At 56.6% G+C, this 17,858-nt stretch carries 13 protein-coding genes; 7 read left to right on the top strand and 6 right to left on the bottom strand.

Annotated features, from left to right (window positions below):
• Positions 1 to 47: 47 nt before the first annotated feature.
• The 5 genes from FYC48_RS05000 to FYC48_RS04980 all read right to left on the bottom strand — a co-directional run bounded on the left by FYC48_RS05000 (position 48) and on the right by FYC48_RS04980 (position 5,373).
• Positions 48 to 1,049, bottom strand: a complete 1,002-nt coding sequence (locus FYC48_RS05000; protein WP_149495502.1) for a type III pantothenate kinase — start codon at positions 1,047 to 1,049, stop codon at positions 48 to 50.
• Complete coding sequence (gene obgE / locus FYC48_RS04995) at positions 1,046 to 2,242, bottom strand: GTPase ObgE (protein ID WP_149495501.1); 1,197 nt, start codon at positions 2,240 to 2,242, stop codon at positions 1,046 to 1,048. Before obgE ends, FYC48_RS05000 begins: the two co-directional genes overlap by 4 nt.
• A 337-nt stretch (positions 2,243 to 2,579) precedes the next feature.
• Positions 2,580 to 3,140, bottom strand: coding sequence for a DinB family protein (locus FYC48_RS04990; protein ID WP_149495500.1), 561 nt, complete (start codon positions 3,138 to 3,140; stop codon positions 2,580 to 2,582).
• Positions 3,141 to 3,220: 80 nt separating this feature from the next.
• Positions 3,221 to 4,054 (bottom strand): alpha/beta hydrolase, encoded by an 834-nt coding sequence (locus tag FYC48_RS04985; protein ID WP_235034071.1) that lies wholly within the window; start codon positions 4,052 to 4,054, stop codon positions 3,221 to 3,223.
• Positions 4,055 to 4,101: 47 nt separating this feature from the next.
• Positions 4,102 to 5,373, bottom strand: a complete 1,272-nt coding sequence (locus FYC48_RS04980) for a type II secretion system protein (RefSeq protein WP_235034070.1) — start codon at positions 5,371 to 5,373, stop codon at positions 4,102 to 4,104.
• Between the two features lie 508 nt (positions 5,374 to 5,881).
• On the opposite strand from FYC48_RS04980, the gene FYC48_RS04975 reads away from it, so the two are divergent.
• The 6 genes from FYC48_RS04975 to FYC48_RS04950 all read left to right on the top strand — a co-directional run bounded on the left by FYC48_RS04975 (position 5,882) and on the right by FYC48_RS04950 (position 16,056).
• Entirely contained in the window at positions 5,882 to 7,195 is a 1,314-nt protein-coding gene (locus tag FYC48_RS04975; protein ID WP_235034069.1) for a phenylacetate--CoA ligase family protein, read from the top strand.
• A gap of 75 nt (positions 7,196 to 7,270) precedes the next feature.
• A complete protein-coding gene (locus tag FYC48_RS04970; RefSeq protein WP_149495499.1) occupies positions 7,271 to 9,898 on the top strand; it encodes a U32 family peptidase in 2,628 nt (875 codons plus the stop codon).
• A gap of 61 nt (positions 9,899 to 9,959) precedes the next feature.
• Positions 9,960 to 11,393 carry an aldehyde dehydrogenase family protein gene (locus tag FYC48_RS04965; protein ID WP_230775696.1) on the top strand — a complete coding sequence of 478 codons (1,434 nt, stop codon included), beginning with the start codon at positions 9,960 to 9,962 and terminating at the stop codon, positions 11,391 to 11,393.
• A 175-nt stretch (positions 11,394 to 11,568) separates the two neighbouring features.
• Entirely contained in the window at positions 11,569 to 13,959 is a 2,391-nt protein-coding gene (locus tag FYC48_RS04960; protein WP_149495497.1) for an ATP-binding protein, read from the top strand.
• Positions 13,956 to 14,462 (top strand): response regulator, encoded by a 507-nt coding sequence (locus tag FYC48_RS04955; RefSeq protein WP_160149326.1) that lies wholly within the window; start codon positions 13,956 to 13,958, stop codon positions 14,460 to 14,462. Before FYC48_RS04960 ends, FYC48_RS04955 begins: the two co-directional genes overlap by 4 nt.
• Complete coding sequence (locus tag FYC48_RS04950) at positions 14,446 to 16,056, top strand: hybrid sensor histidine kinase/response regulator (RefSeq protein ID WP_149495495.1); 1,611 nt, start codon at positions 14,446 to 14,448, stop codon at positions 16,054 to 16,056. Before FYC48_RS04955 ends, FYC48_RS04950 begins: the two co-directional genes overlap by 17 nt.
• 105 nt (positions 16,057 to 16,161) lie before the next feature.
• On the opposite strand, the gene FYC48_RS04945 is transcribed toward FYC48_RS04950, so the two are convergent.
• Positions 16,162 to 16,818 carry a biliverdin-producing heme oxygenase gene (locus FYC48_RS04945; protein WP_149495494.1) on the bottom strand — a complete coding sequence of 219 codons (657 nt, stop codon included), beginning with the start codon at positions 16,816 to 16,818 and terminating at the stop codon, positions 16,162 to 16,164.
• 336 nt (positions 16,819 to 17,154) lie between these two features.
• On the opposite strand from FYC48_RS04945, the gene FYC48_RS04940 reads away from it, so the two are divergent.
• Positions 17,155 to 17,379, top strand: coding sequence for a hypothetical protein (locus FYC48_RS04940; RefSeq protein WP_149495493.1), 225 nt, complete (start codon positions 17,155 to 17,157; stop codon positions 17,377 to 17,379).
• The last annotated feature ends 479 nt before the right edge of the window (positions 17,380 to 17,858 follow it).

Genomic DNA, 17,858 nt, shown 5'->3' with positions numbered 1-17,858 from the left:
TCAAACGCTATCGATGTTGGCGAGCGTGCCGGGGGTCAGTCCCCACATCATAGTGGCGGGGCGGACCGAAAGCACTGGCGACCGGCTAAGTCTAAAATGCCTCGACAGACGAGATTGTGCTTCACAATGTGAGAAATTCGCAAATGTCGTGAAATCAAATCCGCATCTCCGCCGGAAATGACTACAGCGATTTTTCCACCCAGGTCCGGTTCAACTGCCGCGGCGAACTTGGCGTAATCGCCGGCCAAGCGTTCGACCGCTCCGGTAATCGACGAGATCACGCCCAAACGAATGGCCGATTCGGTTTCTTTTGCGGGCGCCGAAAACGCCCCCACCGACGGGCTTGCCGTCGTCGGCTTTGCCGCTGGTGACATCGCCGCAAGGTCGGTGGCTGGAGCGACGGATGCGGATGCCATGGCAGGCAAGTTTTCTGTTCCGCCGGCGAGCGCGGCGAACTGCATGCGAACTCCGGGCAAGATCGCTCCGCCGTGAAAGACAGGATGCCCATCCGGCTCCGCGTTCAATCTTGCTGGGGTGACTAAATCGATCGTTACCGCCGATCCGGAGTCGACGACGATCGCCCCTGCGGGGAACTCGATCGCCGCGGCGTGGGCGCTCAGCAATCGATCGATGCCAACTCGATCGGGATAGTCAACCTGGACCGACAGTGGCACATCGGTTCGTGACAGTTCATTCCAACAAGCGGTAGGGTGTCGCTCTATGATCGTGACACCAAGTGGGACACTGACCGCGCGGTTCACCGAGGAGACCCAAAAATTGACATCGCCTTGATCGAACAGCGGCGCGGCCCAGTCCAGCAATCGCGCCGCAAGATCCTGGTCGGCATTTTGGTCGGTTGCGGAGATCAAGAAGGTTTGATCGGGGTGTTGATCGTCGTCCGCCGTCGCAAGCACACTTGCCTTGATCGCCGAATTGCCGATGTCCAGTGCGACCTGGTTAGGGGCGACCTGGTTAGGGGCGACCTGGTTAGGGGCGACCTGGTTAGGGGCGACCTGGTTAGGGGCGACCTGGTTAGGGGGCGTTGTCACGACGTCTCCCCTGAACCGGACTCCTTTGGCGTTTGTTGCCCTTCGGTCTGCTTGGCTTCTTCGTCGGACATGTCTTTCGCTTGCAGGTCGTTGGAAAGCTGAGCGGTCGGGCCGGCCAAGTGCGGTGGAACGCGTCGCTTGCGTTTGGGCTTGGCTTCCGTTTGGGTTTCCACAACCACTTCGCCGGCATCGGTCATCGCTTGGCGACGTTCTTGGACCCGGGTCATGATTTCTTCTTTCAGTTCCGTCAGACCTTCGCCAGTCATCGAACTGACGAGAAATACCTTCCGCCCCGTGATTTCATGCAAGCGTTTGGCAACATCGGGGGCCGCATCAAGCTCACATTTGGTAACGGCCAGGATTTCGTCGCGTTGTCCGAGCGACTCGTCGTACAGCGAAAGTTCGCTACGAATCGCTTCATAGTTTTCAAGCGGATCGGTTTGATCGGTCGGTTCTGGTTCGACGAGATGGACGAGTAGACCGGCGCGTTCGACATGTCGCAAGAATTCGTGCCCGAGTCCGACGCCGTCGCTGGCACCTTCGATCAATCCGGGGATGTCGGCCAAGACGAACGAGCGAACTTCGTCGAGTTCAACGATGCCGAGGTTAGGATGCTTGGTCGTAAACGGATAGTCGGCGATTTCGGGTCGAGCGGCCGAGATTCGGCTCAGCAGCGTGCTCTTACCGGCGTTGGGTTTTCCGACCAGTCCGACGTCGGCGATCGATTTAAGTTCCAAGATGACCGACCGAGCCTCGCCTTCTTCGCCGCGGGTAAATTCGCGTGGCGCTTGATTGGTGCTCGATTTGAAATGCGCGTTGCCTTTGCCGCCTTTCCCACCTCGGGCAACAACGAAGGACTCGCCGTGAAGCGTCAGGTCTTTGATCACAAATCCCTGTTCGGCATCGATCACCGTAGTCCCCGGGGGAACATACAAGGTCTGGTCATGACCGCGGCGTCCGTGTCGCAGAGACCCCTGGCCGGGTTGGCCTTTGGGGGCATTGTAAAATCGTCGGTTGGCAAACGCGGCCAACGAATTGACCCCCAGCTTGGCTTCTAAAATCAAGCTGCCACCGTGCCCGCCATCTCCTCCGTCTGGCCCACCACGAGGGACATACTTCTCGCGACGCATGCTCATGCAACCGTCGCCCCCCTTTCCGGCATGAAGCTCAATTTGAACGCGGTCGACAAACATGGTGATCAGAATCTTTTCAAGTGAAGTCGCCGAACCGGGCGATGTCGGCTTAGTGGACCGTCCGGCCTAGTGCTCCGTCTAGACCCAATGTTCGGGTTCGGCTCATCAGCCGACGACGGGCGTTAGCCTCGGTTATTACACCGAAACCGTGGCTAACCCTAAAATCAAAGGTCGACGAAGCATTAGTTGGATAACTGGACGGCTGCTGTCCAGATTTGATTCGGGAGCCCCTGCCGTTACCAGGCGGCGGGTTTTCCACACTCTGGCGCGGGTGACTCGCCAAAAATGTTGGCGAGACGCAGCGCTGGTTCGCAGAGCCCGGTTCAGGAAAAGCGACTCACTTTACCATGTCCGGCATTCGTTTCGCAGTGACCGAGCAGCGGTTTTCCACAATTTCAAAGTGGTGCAGTAGATGCCCCGCGGCCAACCAGGCTAGCGCCCGGACGGTGATCCGATGCCCCGAAGCGGTTCCGGCACAGTCCCAGGCGGAGGGGACAAGTCGTTCAAGGAGCAGCAGGTTGGCTTGACGCAACTCGCCCAGTTCGGTCACCAGCCGTGAAAAGTTGCCTAGTCCGAATCGGCTGTCGGCCGAAACATTCTCGTCCCAGGCAGGGAGGTCGGGCTCGCTGCCGTCGGCGATGCACATGATTCGGTAGCCGAACATCCGCTCGGCGTTGGCACAATGCTCGAAGACTTGGCGAATCGTCCACGAATAGGGAGCATGCACCCGATCGACTTGTTCGGTCGAAACGCTTCCGGCGAGATCACAGATCCAGAACAATTGCTGATGCAGGACCGCCGTCGCCGACTCACCTTCGACGCGGGCGATCAACTCGCGGTGGTAGTCAAAACTGATCTCTTCGGGTTGTGGGCGGCGACTGGCAATGCGTTGGGTCATCACAGGAAGGATACTCGACTCGTTCGCGGTGGCTGGGCATCCCCGGCAAAGGGGCTTCGGCGGTAATGGGCGGACTGCCCTTACCGGGTCAATTCTTTAAGCATCGTCGCGGTGGTTTGGATCGAGTCACCGTCGATCGTGTGCGGTCCGTAGAACTGATGAAACTTCAGATCGACTTCGGCCGAAATCAGCATATCACGAAGGCGTTCGGCGGACGCGAACGGCAAAATCGGATCGACCGTTCCGTGGGATTGATAAACCCGTGTGTGGCTCAACCGTGACATCTGAACGTTCCACTGAGGCTGACAGATCACGGTGCCAGAAAATTGGAACAGCAGGTTCGGGGCACGACATGGGCCTTGCAGTGCCGTGTCCATTGTTAACATCGCGCCTTGCGAAAAGCCACCGATCGCCAGCGGGATGTCGTCGATCTTTTGGCCGGTTTTATCGGCCATCCGCTCAAGCGCCGTCTGAATTAACTCGCCCAATTGGGTGCGGGCGGCGTCCAATCCCGGTGGTGTTTCGGCATGCAATTCTTCAAACCGCTGCGCCTGAACGGCCTCCATCATCCGGGCCATATTCAGGGACCACCAAGCTCGGCCCCCTGGCATGCCTAACTCGGCCAGGCTGAGCGGCGCGAGGGGGCACAAAAATTGATAGCGACTGGCTTGTTCACCCAACAAACTGGCCCAATCTTGGACCACGCCGACCATGTCACTGCCCGGCGCGCCATAGCCATGGCACAACACCACGACAGCTTCTGGAGGGGAATCACCGGTCGGTTCAAGACAGAAACTATCGAGCGATCCGAGCCGGATCTGCCTGGGTACTAACATCACGTTGCCATCGTTGGACAAGACTTGCCATAGAAACGCAGAGTCTAACCCGACGTCGACGCTTTGCACAGCAAACATCGTGAGCCACGATGAAACGCTCTGTCCTTAGGCGGAAGGCAATCCCATCAGTTCACCGGACCGTCGGATTTCAGCGAGTAATAACTCGCTAGTTTCGATTTGTCCGCTTCGATCTTTGGACTCGTCCAGATGATGGTGCCGGTGGGCATGTCGAATCCATTGTTGATGTACTGATCGTTGTTGGAATCGACAAGTTGCTGGACCGAGCCATCCGCCATCAAACAATTGGCGATTCGGATGTGAAGCGGCATGACTCCGCGGTAGTCTTGACGAGTGAAGGCGCTCCACTGTTTGTACCAACCATCGGGACCGCCACGGAGGGTCCCGGCCGCGAACGCGGTGCCTTTGGCAGGGTTGCCGGGCGTTTTCAAATGATGTGGGTTGGCAACGGGGGACCCGGAGGCGTCGAGAATCGTTTGCGAACTGAAGATCGGTGTCCCAACCATCGGCGTCGCGTAGACACTGCCACGGGGAATGCCGCCGACGTCGGTGCTGATGTATCCGGTCGGTGTGGCATCACACAGCAACGGGATCGTGGACATCGGTGCCCGAGCGGTATCGACCACGTCGACCCGAAGTGGACCCTTGGTGACGTTCTTTCCGCGAGGGTCCGTCCCACACGCAGGGAATTCCGGTTGCAGGTTCCCCGTGGTGTCCAGAACGACATCCCCGCGGACCATGAACCAAGATGCCGCGTAGTTGGTGTTAAAACCGTTTTCGACCATCTTGCGGGCAACGATCTCGGCACGTTGGGCCGAACCGGCGGCTGCCGAATCGATCATGATTTGGCGGATCACATTGGCAATCGTCGTTCCCGTACTGTCAGTGACCACCGGCGATCCCAGTAAATCAGCACAGGGATTGGGGCTGGTGGTTTCGGCGGCTAGATCAGCAAGCGTAACGTTGAGCACTTGATCGATCGCTTTGCTAGCTTTGGCCGGATTACTTGGGCACATCATCTCGCCGGTCATAATCCCGCGGTCCACCAAGTCCGCGACCCAGCCATATTCGGTTGGCACGCCGTCCCGTTCGTAGTCAAAATTACCACTGCAAAATGCCTTGTCGGGCATCGTATTGGCTCGCTGGATCAAGCCGATTCCGAATTGGCGAAGATTCGATTGGCATGCCGCCGATCTGGCCGCCGCCCGCGCCTTGGTCAGTGCCGGAAGTGCCATCGATGCGAGTAAACCGATGATCGAGATGACCACCAATAGTTCGACCAAGGTAAACCCAGCCCGTTGACGGAGGCTGACGTTCACCGCGAAGATCCGGCGGTGATGCATCGAGTTGAGTTGCACTTTGCAGCGAGTGGTTCGCATGAATCAGCCTTGAGATTGATTCGAGAGAGGGGGGAAGCGTGCGGGGAAGGCACGCTGATAAGGTCCCCTCGCACCCACCGCTCAACAATCACAAATCGGTGTTCTTCACGCTTCCTTCACCTCCGCTTTCGCAATCGCAAACAAAGTGGTCCCGCGAGTGGATCTGATAGCAATCCGGAGACGTAGTCACGTCACCGAAACACCGCAAATTCCGGGCGTTGCGGTGATCGCCGGACGCCGGCTATCCAGCGTGTCACGACCTTCGTCAGCGGAAAACGCCGCCCACGCGAGTCTCGTTGCCGCTGGCACGTCAACTCACTTCTTGCAGTGACCACCGACTGAAGGCGACCAATGAATGAATTGGTGCTAAACTGTGCCCCCTTCATCGCCAGCAGTCACCAGGCCACCACGATCCGCCTTTTGGACGCCCGTAGCCACGTCGGTCGACCGCCGTACTTGCTGGCTCGATAGTTGCCAGTTTGTCTGCCCCGCTGATTTTGGTTTCCAATTGCCTGCCAACGACTTATCTAATGCGGTTGACGATCGCGATAGCGGCGACCTAGACATCACGTGGAAATCGGATCGAACGGCGATCGAATCGATCCAGCTCAGGCGTCTCAATCAAATCCTTGCGTCGGCGAAGACGCAACCGTTTTACCGCGAACGCCTTGCCGATCTCGCGTTGCCACTGGTTTCGCTTGAGCAACTCGCCGCGCTACCGCTGCTTGAAAAGCATGAGATGATGCCCGAGGCGGTCGGGTCGGCGGGGCGAATATTCGGATTGCCGCGTTCGCGGTACACGCGTTACCACCAAACCAGTGGAACGAGCGGGTTTCCGATGCCGGTGCTCGACACGCCACGCGATTGGGCGTGGTGGCTGGAGTGTTGGCGTCATGTGCTTCATGCCGCCGAGGTCGACGAAAGCGACGTCGCGATGATGGCGTTTTCCTTTGGACCATTCATCGGCTTCTGGACCGCGTGTGACGCTTTGGTCCGGTCAGGCGCCTTGGTGATCCCGGGTGGGGGCGTGTCTAGTGAAACCCGCCTGCAAATGATTCTTGATCACCGCTGCACCTTGGTTTGTTGCACGCCGACGTATGCGCTGCACCTGGTCGCACTCGCCGAGCAGCTTTCGATCGATCTAGCCGCTTCGCCGGTCACTCGGTTGATCGTCGCCGGAGAGCCGGGAGGGAGCCGCGCAGAAATACGTTCGCGAATCGAAGCCGGCTGGGGGGCCAAGGTGATCGACCACAGCGGTGCCAGTGAAGTCGGCGCCTGGGGATTTGGTAGTGCCGACGGTCGCGGTCTGCATGTCATCGAGACCCAGTTCATCGCCGAACGGTTGCACTTCGATGACGCCACGCCACTTGGTCGTCCTGCTCAAGACGGCGAAGAAGCGGAGCTTGTCCTGACTGGCCTGGGGCGGCACGGAGGCCCCGCGATTCGGTACCGCACCGGTGACATGGTTCGCGGCTATCGCGACCACGCGCATGATTGCCGGTTTCTGTTTCTCGACGGCGGGGTGCTCGGACGTTGCGACGACATGATGGTGATTCGCGGCGTCAATGTTTTCCCTAGTAGCATCGAAGCGATCGTGCGTGAGTTCGACGGGGTCGCCGAGTTCCGAGTAATCGTCGACCGAAACGGTCAGATGGACACCCTTGCGGTTGAGGCCGAGTTACCGACCGATCGCTGCATGCATTTGTCGGAACTATTTCAAAAGCGACTGGCGATGCGGGTGAATGTCCAGCCGGTCGACCAGGGCTCGCTGCCACGGTTTCAGGCCAAGGCCCGACGACTGGTTGACCGTCGCGAGAAGTAATCGCCGGGTCCGGCAAGCAATTCGACGGGAAAAAAGACCCTACGCAATCGGCTTGGCGTCGGCCATACTTCGGGGATGAATTCGCAATCGAAAGTTAACGCCGAAAATGCTGCGTCCGTCAATGCAACTGGTGACGAAAGGACTCGGTTCAGTCGCCCCGAATTGCTTGCCCCGGCTGGTGACTGGGAATGTGCGCGTGCGGCGGTCGAAAACGGTGCGGATGCGATCTACTTTGGGCTCGATTGCGGTTTCAACGCACGGCACCGGGCACAGAATTTTCATCTCGATGACCTCCACGAATTGATGCCCTTTTTGCATCGCCGTGGCGTTCGTGGTTACACGACGATGAACACGTTGGTGTTTCCGAGCGAGTTGCCCCGATTGGTCCCGCTCATCGAAACACTCGCCAGCACGGGGGTCGACGCAGTTCTGGTCCAGGACTTCGGTGTCGCGCGTTTGGTCCGTGAAATCTGCCCGGATTTGGAGGTCCACGCCAGCACTCAGATGAGCTTGACCAGCGCCGAAACGATCGCCGCTGCCGAATGGTTGGGAATCCGGCGAGTCGTCCTAGCGCGAGAATTGTCGGTCAAGGAGATCAGTCAAATCGCGGGATCGACCTCGATGCCGCTAGAGGTGTTCATTCATGGTGCCCTTTGTGTTGCCTATTCGGGGCAGTGCTTGACCAGTGAATCGTTGGGCGGGCGAAGTGCTAATCGCGGCCAATGCGCCCAAGCGTGTCGACTCCCATACGAAGTCGTCAGCGACGGTGATGAAGTCGACCTTGGCGACGTTCGTTACCTGCTTAGCCCGCAAGACCTCGCCGGCTATGATTCGATCGTCGCTCTTGTCCAGGCCGGCATCGCGTCGCTGAAAATCGAAGGCCGATTGAAGACTCCCGAATATGTGGCGAACATCACGGGGCACTATCGCCGGGCCATCGACCAAGCCGTTCACGAAGGCATCGTTTCAATTGACCCGATCGCGCGGCAAGAAATGGAGCTGTCGTTTTCACGCGGGTTCTCACCCGGATGGCTCGAAGGTAATGATCACAAGCGATTGGTTCCCGGGCTGCAAAGTGCCAAACGTGGCATTCGTTTAGGGCGGGTCGAGCGAATCAGTAATGACCGGGTGCTAACAACATTGGAAGCACGCTTAGCCTTGGGCGACGGGCTGGGGATCGAATCGACAGAACGTCAAGGTAGCGAACAAGCGATGCAAGGCGGACGCGTCTACTCGATTGAATTGACGGCCAAGAAATCCGCCGGGGACTCGGTCAAGTCGGCTGAATCGGGCGTCCAGGTTTGGATCGGCTTCGGGAGAGGCGAAATCGATTGGTCGGTCATCGAAGCGGACGGCACGATCTTTAAAAACGACGATCCCAAGCTCAACAAGCGTTTACGGCAAACGTTTGAATCGTCCAAACCGGCAACGCGGATCGACGTCGATTTCCAAGTCGATGCGGTCGTCGGCCGACCGCTGGCGTTGACGGCAACCGTTGCCGGAGTGTCTACCGATGCGGCGGTCTCGGCTAGCATTCACTCCGATCAAACCCTCGAAGCGGCGCGCAAGCACCCGGCGGACGAAGCGATGTTGCGTGACAAGCTTCAGCGATTGGGGACGACTCAGTTTCAGCTCCGGCATTTGGACGCGCATCTTGAAGACGGCCCGATGGTCCCGGCAAGTCTACTGAATGAATTGCGACGTCAAGTCATTGAATCACTCGACCGGCAACTCGCGTCACCCCCGAATCGTCGAATCAACGTCAAGGCCGGTGAGCGTCTGCTGGCCCCGATCCAACGCGACGACGATGAGCTGCCTTCACAGCAACGTGAGCCAGCCTCATCGCCAAAGTTAGCCGTGTTGTGCCGTACGCTTGAGCAAGTGAAAACGGCGGCGCAGTGTGATGTCGATTTGGTTTACGCCGACTTTCATGACATCCGTCAATACGCCGAAGTTGCTGAATTATGCCACCCGCATCAAACGCCCTTTGGGATCGCCACGGTCCGAATGCAGAAGCCCGGTGAAACGGGACTGCTGCGTGTACTGCGACGGCATCAAGCCGACGTGGTCTTGGCGCGCAACCTCGCCGCGATCGATTACTTTCGTGACCAAGGAGTCGAGGTAGTCGCGGATTTTTCACTCAACATTGCCAATCACCGTGCCGCCGAATGGATTCGCAGTTTAGGGGCGGTGCGGACCACCGCGTCTTATGATCTAAACCGCGATCAACTTGGCGATTTGGTTCAGGCGTTGCCGAGTGAATGGTTGGAAGTCGTGTTGCAACAACACATCCCGATGTTTCATATGGAGCACTGTGTCTTTTGCAGTGTGCTTTCGCCGGGGACGAATAAGACCAATTGTGGCCGCCCATGCGATCGCCATGTCGTCGAGCTTCGTGACCGTGTCGGTGCGTTGCACCCGCTGCATGCCGACGTGGCCTGCCGCAATACGCTCTACAACGCGACGCCACAAAGCGGCGCGGAAACCGCCTCCGAATTGTTGCGGTCGGGCGTACATTGGTTTCGGGTTGAGTTATTAGGCGAGTCCCCTGGGCAAACGAAAACGACGATTGATTTGTATCGGCGTTTACTGCGCGGGGAAGTCGACGGTGCGACGGTCTGGCGGACGCTCAAGGCAACCAATCGTTTAGGAGTCACGCGGGGAACGTTAGAATCGAAACGCCACCCGCTGGCTGTGCTCTAAAACGCTTTGAGTTCACCCTTGTGTCCCGGGCGTTGCCTTCCCAGTTGCCGAGGTTTTGACCATGACGATGCAGAATCGATATCCGCTTTACCTCGCCAACCGTCCACAGTACAGCGAAGCGACACTTGATGTCACCGACAAGTACACCGGAAAAGTCGTGTCGACGGTGTCGCTTGCCAACACGAATATGATCGATCGTGCGATCGAGGCGGCGGTCGAGGCGAGTGATGCGATGCGGCAATTACCGCCTTATCGTCGACAACGAATCTTAAATCACTGTGTCCGTCGTTTCGAAGAACGCGCCGACGCACTCGCCGATAGCTTGTGCGTCGAAGCCGGTAAGCCGATCAAAGATAGTCGCGGCGAGGTGACCCGTCTGATCGATACGTTTCGGATCGCCGCCGAGGAATCGGTTCGAATCGAAGGGAGCGTGCTGAATCTAGAGATCTCGCGACGTGCCGAAGGCTACCGGGGCATGGACCGTCGGGTACCGATCGGGCCCTGTTCGTTCATTTCCCCCTTCAACTTCCCGTTGAATCTTGCGGCACACAAGATCGCACCGGCCATCGCCGCGGGCTGTCCGTTTGTACTTAAACCGGCAAGCCGAACGCCGATCGGAGCATTATTAATCGGGGAGGTGTTGGCCGAAACCGATTTGCCGCGTGGCGCGTTTTCAATCCTGCCTTGTCATCGTGATGCGGCCGACGCACTGACGACGGACGAGCGTTTTAAGCTGCTCAGTTTTACGGGGTCCCCGGAAGTCGGCTGGGATCTGAAAAGTAAGGCGGGGAAGAAAAAGGTCGTTCTAGAACTCGGCGGGAATGCGGCCTGCGTCGTCGATCAAGATGCTGATTTGGACGACGCGGTAGAACGATTGATTGTGGGCGCGTTCTACCAGTCCGGGCAAAGCTGCATTGGCGTGCAGCGTATCCTTGTCCATCACGCAGTCTACGATCGCTTTCGAGACAAACTTGTCGACGCAACACGGCAGCTTCAGATGGGCGATCCGAAAGACGAGTCAACCTTCTTGGGACCGGTGATTTCCGAATCCGAGGGTGAGCGGTTGAAGGGATGGATTGACGAGGCGATTGCTGCCGGTGCGACGCTACTTTGTGGCGGCGGTCGCGACGGGGCGATGGTCGAAGCGACGTTGCTCGAAAACGTTCCGGAAACGCTACCGATCTGTGCACAAGAGGCTTTTGGCCCGGTCGCAGTGCTCAGTACGTTCCAGGACTTTGATCAGGCGATTAAGCAGATCAATGACAGCCGGTATGGATTACAGGCGGGAATCTTTACGCGAGACTTGTATAAGGCGCTGAAAGCTTGGGACGAACTCGTCGTCGGAGGCGTTGTCATCGGAGACATCCCGTCTTGGCGTGTCGACAACATGCCGTACGGCGGGGTGAAGGACAGCGGTTTGGGACGGGAGGGCATTCGCTATGCCATCGAAGAAATGACCGAGCGGCGATTATTGGTAATCCGTAACCGAGTCTAGGGCCTGCGTCTTTCAGCCACCCCCAAGGTCAGTTATATTTGCGTCAATTCTGCACCTGATCGACCTAAGGCAGTTCGGCGGATCAGCAGACCAAGAACTGGACAGCCGCGTGATGTCATGATGTCATCAGGAGGACGGTGTCAATTTCGTTTGATCATGATCTGAAAAACTGCCAATGGAGCCCTACGATCTCCCCGGGACGCCGTTACAAGGTCCGGTCGAGCTGACCAATTGTGACCGGGAACCCATTCATCTTCCCGCGACAATCCAGCCGCACGGCTGCATGATTGCCGTGCGCGAAAGTGACGAAACCGACCGCCGTCTGATTGTCTCGGTCAGCGAAAATTTGTTTCAGTGGATCCCGGAACGCTGCTTGGCAACGCATGCATCTGTTGCGAGTATCACCGAAAACGACTCCCATCACAAAGGTCCAATTGCCGACGACACGCCGCGGACGGATGACTGCCAGTCGTTGATCGGTCAGCCAATTGCGACGATTGCCCCGGAGCTCGATTCACTTGCCCAAGTGGTTTCGTCCCATCGTGAAGGCAAGCGGTTGCGACGGCCCGTCCAAATCGGTGACCGATCGCTGATCGCTTCGGCCCATCACTGCGACGATTTGATTTTGATCGAATTGGAACGTGATTTGGCCCCCGACAACACGATCGGCCCGGAACTTGTCGGGCAATTGTTCGCGGGACTAGAAGATCAACAACTCGAGCAAATCTATCAATCGACGATCGAGATCATCCGATCGTTCACCGGGTTTGATCGGGTGATGTTATATCGTTTTCACGATGATGATCACGGCAGTGTGATCGCCGAAGCGAAGCGAGATGACCAGGAAGCGTTCTTAGGACTTCACTACCCGGCCGGTGATATCCCGCTCCCTGCCCGCAGGCTTTACGTCCTCAATTGGATTCGTGTCGTCTCGGACGTCAATGCCGATCCGATCCCCATGTCGCCAGCGATGATCGGCGAGCCGGGCGCGTCGACAGATCAAGCTTCGTCGTCACGCTCGATTGACATGTCCTACGCCCAATTGCGCGCCATTTCGCCGATCCACTTGGAATACCTTCGCAACATGGGTGTCGGCGCAAGCATGTCGATCTCGATCATCAACGGTGATCGGTTGTGGGGGCTGATCGCTTGTCATCATCGAACGGAGAAGGTGCTTTCGCCCGATCAACGCGATGTATGTGAACTTGCCGGTTCGCTGCTGTCGACTTACCTCTCCAGTCGTCGTCAGGAATCATTGCTCGCAAGACGAATCGAGATCAACGACAACATCGCCCAACGAGCGATGCAGTTTGCCAACCGGGAAGATCTTCAACAAGCAATTTTGGATTCGGCACCTTGGTTCACCGAACTGTTTTCTGCCGACGGTATCGCGTTTCACCATCGCGATCAAATTCTCTGTTGGGGGACGACGCCGGACGAAACGCAAATCCAAGCCCTACTCAAGCAACTGAACGAGCAAACCGAAGACCACTTGGCGTTCACCGACAAGCTTTCCAATTGGATCCCCGAAGCTTCTGACTATAAAGATCAGATAGCCGGAATGCTGGCGATTCGGTTGGGACGAAAGCATAGCGGTGAGTTGCTATTCTTTCGCGCGCCGTACGCGTCGACCATCCATTGGGCAGGCGATCCGGTTAAAAGCGAAACGGATGAATCGGGTCGGCTTTCCCCACGAAAGTCGTTTGCCAAATTTACCGAGCAGGTTGAGGGGACATCGCTTCCGTGGTCGCCCGCCGAGCGTGAAACCGCCGAAACCTTGCGTGCGACGCTGAACAACTTGGTCATCGAACAAGCCGATCGTGTCCAGCGAATCAACGACGAACTTCGGCAGCTTAATGCTGACCTTGATGCGTTCGCGTATGCCGCATCACATGACTTGAAAGAACCGCTTCGCGGACTGAATCATTATCTATACCTGCTCGAACAAGGGCCAAAGAACGACGCCACGTTTCAGAAAGGCATCGGCGGACTGAAACGATTGGTCGGACGGATGGGCGAATTGCTTGACGGCTTGCTGCGTTTTTCACGGGTCGGTCGTCAGGACCTACGGTGGGAAACGTTCGACCTGAAGGATGCGATGGCGCAGGCCATCGACATCTTGTTCGGTGGCAGGAATCCGGACGGCGTTCGGGTCACGTTGGTCAATGACGCTACCATCGTGGGCGATTTTTCTTGTGTCCGCGAAATCCTGATGAACTTGATTTCTAACGCCATCAAATACAACGAAAGCCCCGAAAAAGTAATCGAAATCGGCCAGGTGGATTATCGACAGTCGCCGTTGAATCAATTCCCCGAATTCGGGCCGAACGTCATGTTCGTACGTGATAACGGGATCGGGATCGACGAAAAATACCGTGAACAAGTTTTCGATATTTTCCGTCGACTACACCAACATGATCAGTACGGTGGCGGAAGCGGGGCGGGCCTGACGATCGTCCGTAGGATCATCGAACGCCATGGTGGTCGGGTGCAAATCGTGGCCCAGGAAAGTGGAGCCAGTCTGTCGGGGACGGCGTTCTTTTTTGGATGGGAGCCGGCATCATGACCACCCGTACTCTGAATTGGTGGGTTTTGGAGGACAACAACGAGGACTTCGAACTGCTCGATTCGGCATGCCGCAGAAGCGACGGACGGATCGAGATCGAACGATTTCGTTCTGGCGATGACTTGCTCGCACGGTCGAAGGACAGCGTTCCCGATTTGCTGTACTTGGATTTACGACTTCCCGTCACTGGCGGAATGGAAGTTCTCGGACAACTAAAACAAAACCCCGCTTACGAATGCATTCCTAAATTGGTTTTTTCAACTTCAGCCAACCCCAACGAAATTCGCCAGGCTTATCAACTCGGCGGTACTTCGTTTCACGTCAAACGCGTCGAAACCAAGGAGATGATCAAACTGCTTGATCACACCATCACCTACTGGACCGCTGATGTCGCCTTGCCAGAATACTCTGCCCGAAATGCCTGCCGATCACCCCTGACCGGCGAGCCATCCGACGCCCGCCCCACGATTCCCAAAAGGGTTCCTGATGAACACGAAGCGTAAAGATCGGGTTCAAAGGATCCTATTAATCGACGATTGCGAGGAAGATCGCGCTCGAGTGCGTTCGGCATTGATGCAAGGTGCGCCCGAGCGACGCTACCACTTTTTAGAAGCCGATAACGGGGAGTCCGGGCTTGAACTGTGCCTCAATCAATCCGATCCGATCGATTGTGTGATCGTTGATCTGCACATGCCACGTCTTTCGGGCAATGATTTCCTTGAACAGATTCGCCGTCCGACTGGGGTGCCAATGATCCCGATTGTCGTTCTGACGGGCAGTACGATGAACAACGATGCCGGTGAATCGCTCCAGCTGGGGGCGCAAGATTACATCACCAAAGATTCGATCTATCCGTCGGTCCTGTTCCGCGTCGTCGACAACGCGATCGAACGGCATGAACTACTCAAAGAGGTCCATGAAAGTCGCCAATCGGCCGATGCAGCGAACCAGGCGAAATCGTCACTTGTGGGCAGTATCAGCCACGAGATTCGCACGCCGATGACGGCCGTCTTGGGGATCTGCGAATTGCTTTTGGAGAGCGATCTGTCGGTCGATCAAGAAGAACTCGTGCGGACGATGCGCGACAACGGGCAGTACCTGGTCGAAATCCTGAACGACCTTCTCGATCTTTCGAAACTCGAAGCAGGCAAACTGGAGGTCGATGAGGAGGCCTTCGAGCTACGCCAGCTCTTCGCCCGTTCGATCGAGCTGATGCGGGTCCGTGCCAAGGAAAACAAAACAACTCTTTCCTTGGACTTCGACGAATCATTGCCCGCGGTCGTCAGTGCTGATCCGATTCGGGTCCGCCAAGTCGTTTTAAATCTAATCAGTAACGCGATAAAATTTTGCCCCGGTGGCGATGTCAACGTTCGTGTTCGCACACAAGCCGACAAGCCGTCCAATCCGTTTTTCCTGGTCGAAGTTGTCGACAACGGATGCGGCATTCCACGACACGATCTCGAAAGAATCTTTCTTCCGTTCATCCAATCAGAAACGAAAGGAAAGGCCAAGACCGGTGGCGGGACCGGGTTGGGACTCGCTATTTGTCGTCGCCTCGTCATGTTGATGGGTGGCAGCATGCACGTCGAAAGCGAGGTCGATGAGGGCAGCACATTTTCATTTACGGTCCCACTGCGTCCTGCCGAAATGCCGGCGCCCGCCGAATCTGAACGCCCCCCGTTGTCCGCATCGATCGAAGAACTGTTGCAAGATTGCAAGTTCCTGATCGCCGAAGACACCGCGGCGACGCAGATGATCCTGAAGCGGATCATCGAGGCAGCCGGTGGAAAAACCGACATTGTCGCAAGCGGGGTTGAATTGCTGGATCGAGTTCGCAGCCAACCAAACGAGTTCACCGCGGTCATCACGGACATACAAATGCCTGAGATGGATGGGTTGGAAGCCACCGAAAAGATTCGTCAATTCAATTCGACGATTCCAATCGTTGTGCTGACCGCCGATGCCGTCTCGGAAACCAAGCAACAAGCTTCCGCGGCCGGCGCGAACGACGTTTTGACGAAACCGATTGTGCGACGAGACTTACTCGAAACGCTCGCGCGTTATTGCGATATCGAATGCGATTCTGACTGCAATTGAATGCCAAAGATGGATTGCTAAATCAAACGCGATTGCACTCAAATTGCACTCAATCTGTCCGAACGTCGCACCTGCACGCATCGAGCAAGGTATGCGGGCCCGCGGCTAATGCTGACCGCCCAGATCGGAGAGGTTCGAACTCCCGTGAGTTCTTTCTTCATCTTCTGAACGGTTCAGCCGAAGTAACAGTTGTTCCAAAATAATTTCCGCTTGCCGAAACGTTGCCTTCGCCGATGTGATGGCTCGATCGGAATCAATGTCGGTGGCGCGAAGCCCCTCGATGAATCGTGGCCAGCGGTCTGCCGCATGACCCGAGAGTTGACGTAAGAACTCGCTGCCGAGGTAAGGATCCAGTTTTTGCTGGGCTTGCCGATAAAGAAACACGCCCCCCATCGAAGAACCTTCGATGACGTAAGCCGTGCCCCACTGCTCCGCACTGGGCGAGCGACGCTCGCGGACCGTATCGCTACCGTTTTGTTGCGTTGTATTCGCTGACTGGTTTCGCAGCGATGCGTGCCCGGTTGAGTCCAGATCTTGCTCCAGCGAGCGGATCAACACCTCGTTGCTTGACAGGTTTAAGTGATTCGCCACACAGTTGATCGAATCAGCCATTGCCAAGTGCAATGAATGCATCAGAGCTAAGTAGGCGGCGTAATGCTGTGGTGATCCGAATAGGTCCAGGTCGCCCATGCGCTGATCAAGCTGTCTGTGGGAAGCCGCCGTTTCGCTGCGAAGGGCTTGACGTAAATCGGGCGTTGACATCGTACGTTTCAGGGCAAGTGAATGAATCGGCAAACTGCATTGTGGCGTGATCGATGCGACGAAAGCTTGCGATCATGACAATTTCTTATCGAATCCTGTCGATCGTCACAATCACTAAACCGCTGGTCAGCAAACGCGCGTCGTGCACCAAGATCACCCTCGATCGTCCTGTATTGCGGGAAAAAACCGCATCATCAGCCACGTTTCTGTTGCCGTTCGGACATTGGCATAAAGGATGCAAGATAGCCCTCAAACGAAGATGATGTCCTCTTGCGTGATAATCTTGGAGGAACCCAGTAGAGCCGCCCAATTGGATGGTGCGATGAGATGAAACCGATGGATAAGAATCGATACACTAAGCCTGAACTTCGACAAAGACTCCGCTACCAGTTGCTTCACAGCGATACCGGGGGGCCGAAAGGCGAATGGACGGCGAAAAAAGCTCAGCTGCTCGTTCGTGAATACGAACGCCAAGGCGGCGGATATCGACGGGCAAGGCTCTACACAATGTTAACTTCGATTCTAACCCGGGCCCCCGAACGCCAGTCATCACCGCAATGAATCAGTCCGCTGATTGAAGTGAATTTCTCCAACATTCCGGCGATTAAGTTAGAAGCAATGGTTGGCGATCATCCGGTCAATCTGCTGGCAAAGCGAGTTTGTTGTCAAGTGAGTTCTAGTCGGGGGTTCGCGAAGGGGTGACACCCTCACGATCCGAGGGATCAAGCGACACGTCGCTATGCCCTTACAATTGGAGCGGAAGCTCGCGGATGACTCGTCCCGCTCGTAAATGCTTTCTGCTGCCCAAACTTTGCATCGAATCACCGGTGACACCGAATTCGCACGCTAAATTGATCGCTTGAATCGAAGGCCTCAGGCGCTAGCGAGTACAAGATTCTCAGTTAGACTTAGAAGCGTTCAAAAGTTGAATCATTCGAGCTTGAATGCTGACGCCGACGGTCACATTGCACGTGTTTTCGATGTTGGCCCGATGCTAGCGTTGACCAGACAATTTTCGAATCGGTTCTTCTATACCAAAG

Source organism: Roseiconus lacunae, assembly GCF_008312935.1.
Taxonomy (GTDB): domain Bacteria; phylum Planctomycetota; class Planctomycetia; order Pirellulales; family Pirellulaceae; genus Stieleria; species Stieleria lacunae.
Note: the sequence above shows the minus strand (reverse complement) of the source record. Positions and strands in the feature narration are given on the sequence as shown.

What these genes read in the sequence shown, in the direction of transcription:
- obgE (WP_149495501.1), bottom strand. Translation starts at nt 2,242, where the DNA reads ATGTTTGTCGACCGCGTTCAAATTGAGCTTCATGCCGGAAAGGGGGGC.
- FYC48_RS04990 (WP_149495500.1), bottom strand. Translation starts at nt 3,140, where the DNA reads ATGACCCAACGCATTGCCAGTCGCCGCCCACAACCCGAAGAGATCAGT.
- FYC48_RS04985 (WP_235034071.1), bottom strand. Translation starts at nt 4,054, where the DNA reads ATGTTTGCTGTGCAAAGCGTCGACGTCGGGTTAGACTCTGCGTTTCTA.
- FYC48_RS04980 (WP_235034070.1), bottom strand. Translation starts at nt 5,373, where the DNA reads ATGCGAACCACTCGCTGCAAAGTGCAACTCAACTCGATGCATCACCGC.
- FYC48_RS04970 (WP_149495499.1), top strand. Translation starts at nt 7,271, where the DNA reads ATGAATTCGCAATCGAAAGTTAACGCCGAAAATGCTGCGTCCGTCAAT.
- FYC48_RS04965 (WP_230775696.1), top strand. Translation starts at nt 9,960, where the DNA reads ATGACGATGCAGAATCGATATCCGCTTTACCTCGCCAACCGTCCACAG.
- FYC48_RS04960 (WP_149495497.1), top strand. Translation starts at nt 11,569, where the DNA reads ATGGAGCCCTACGATCTCCCCGGGACGCCGTTACAAGGTCCGGTCGAG.
- FYC48_RS04955 (WP_160149326.1), top strand. Translation starts at nt 13,956, where the DNA reads ATGACCACCCGTACTCTGAATTGGTGGGTTTTGGAGGACAACAACGAG.
- FYC48_RS04950 (WP_149495495.1), top strand. Translation starts at nt 14,446, where the DNA reads ATGAACACGAAGCGTAAAGATCGGGTTCAAAGGATCCTATTAATCGAC.
- FYC48_RS04945 (WP_149495494.1), bottom strand. Translation starts at nt 16,818, where the DNA reads ATGTCAACGCCCGATTTACGTCAAGCCCTTCGCAGCGAAACGGCGGCT.
- FYC48_RS04940 (WP_149495493.1), top strand. Translation starts at nt 17,155, where the DNA reads ATGGATAAGAATCGATACACTAAGCCTGAACTTCGACAAAGACTCCGC.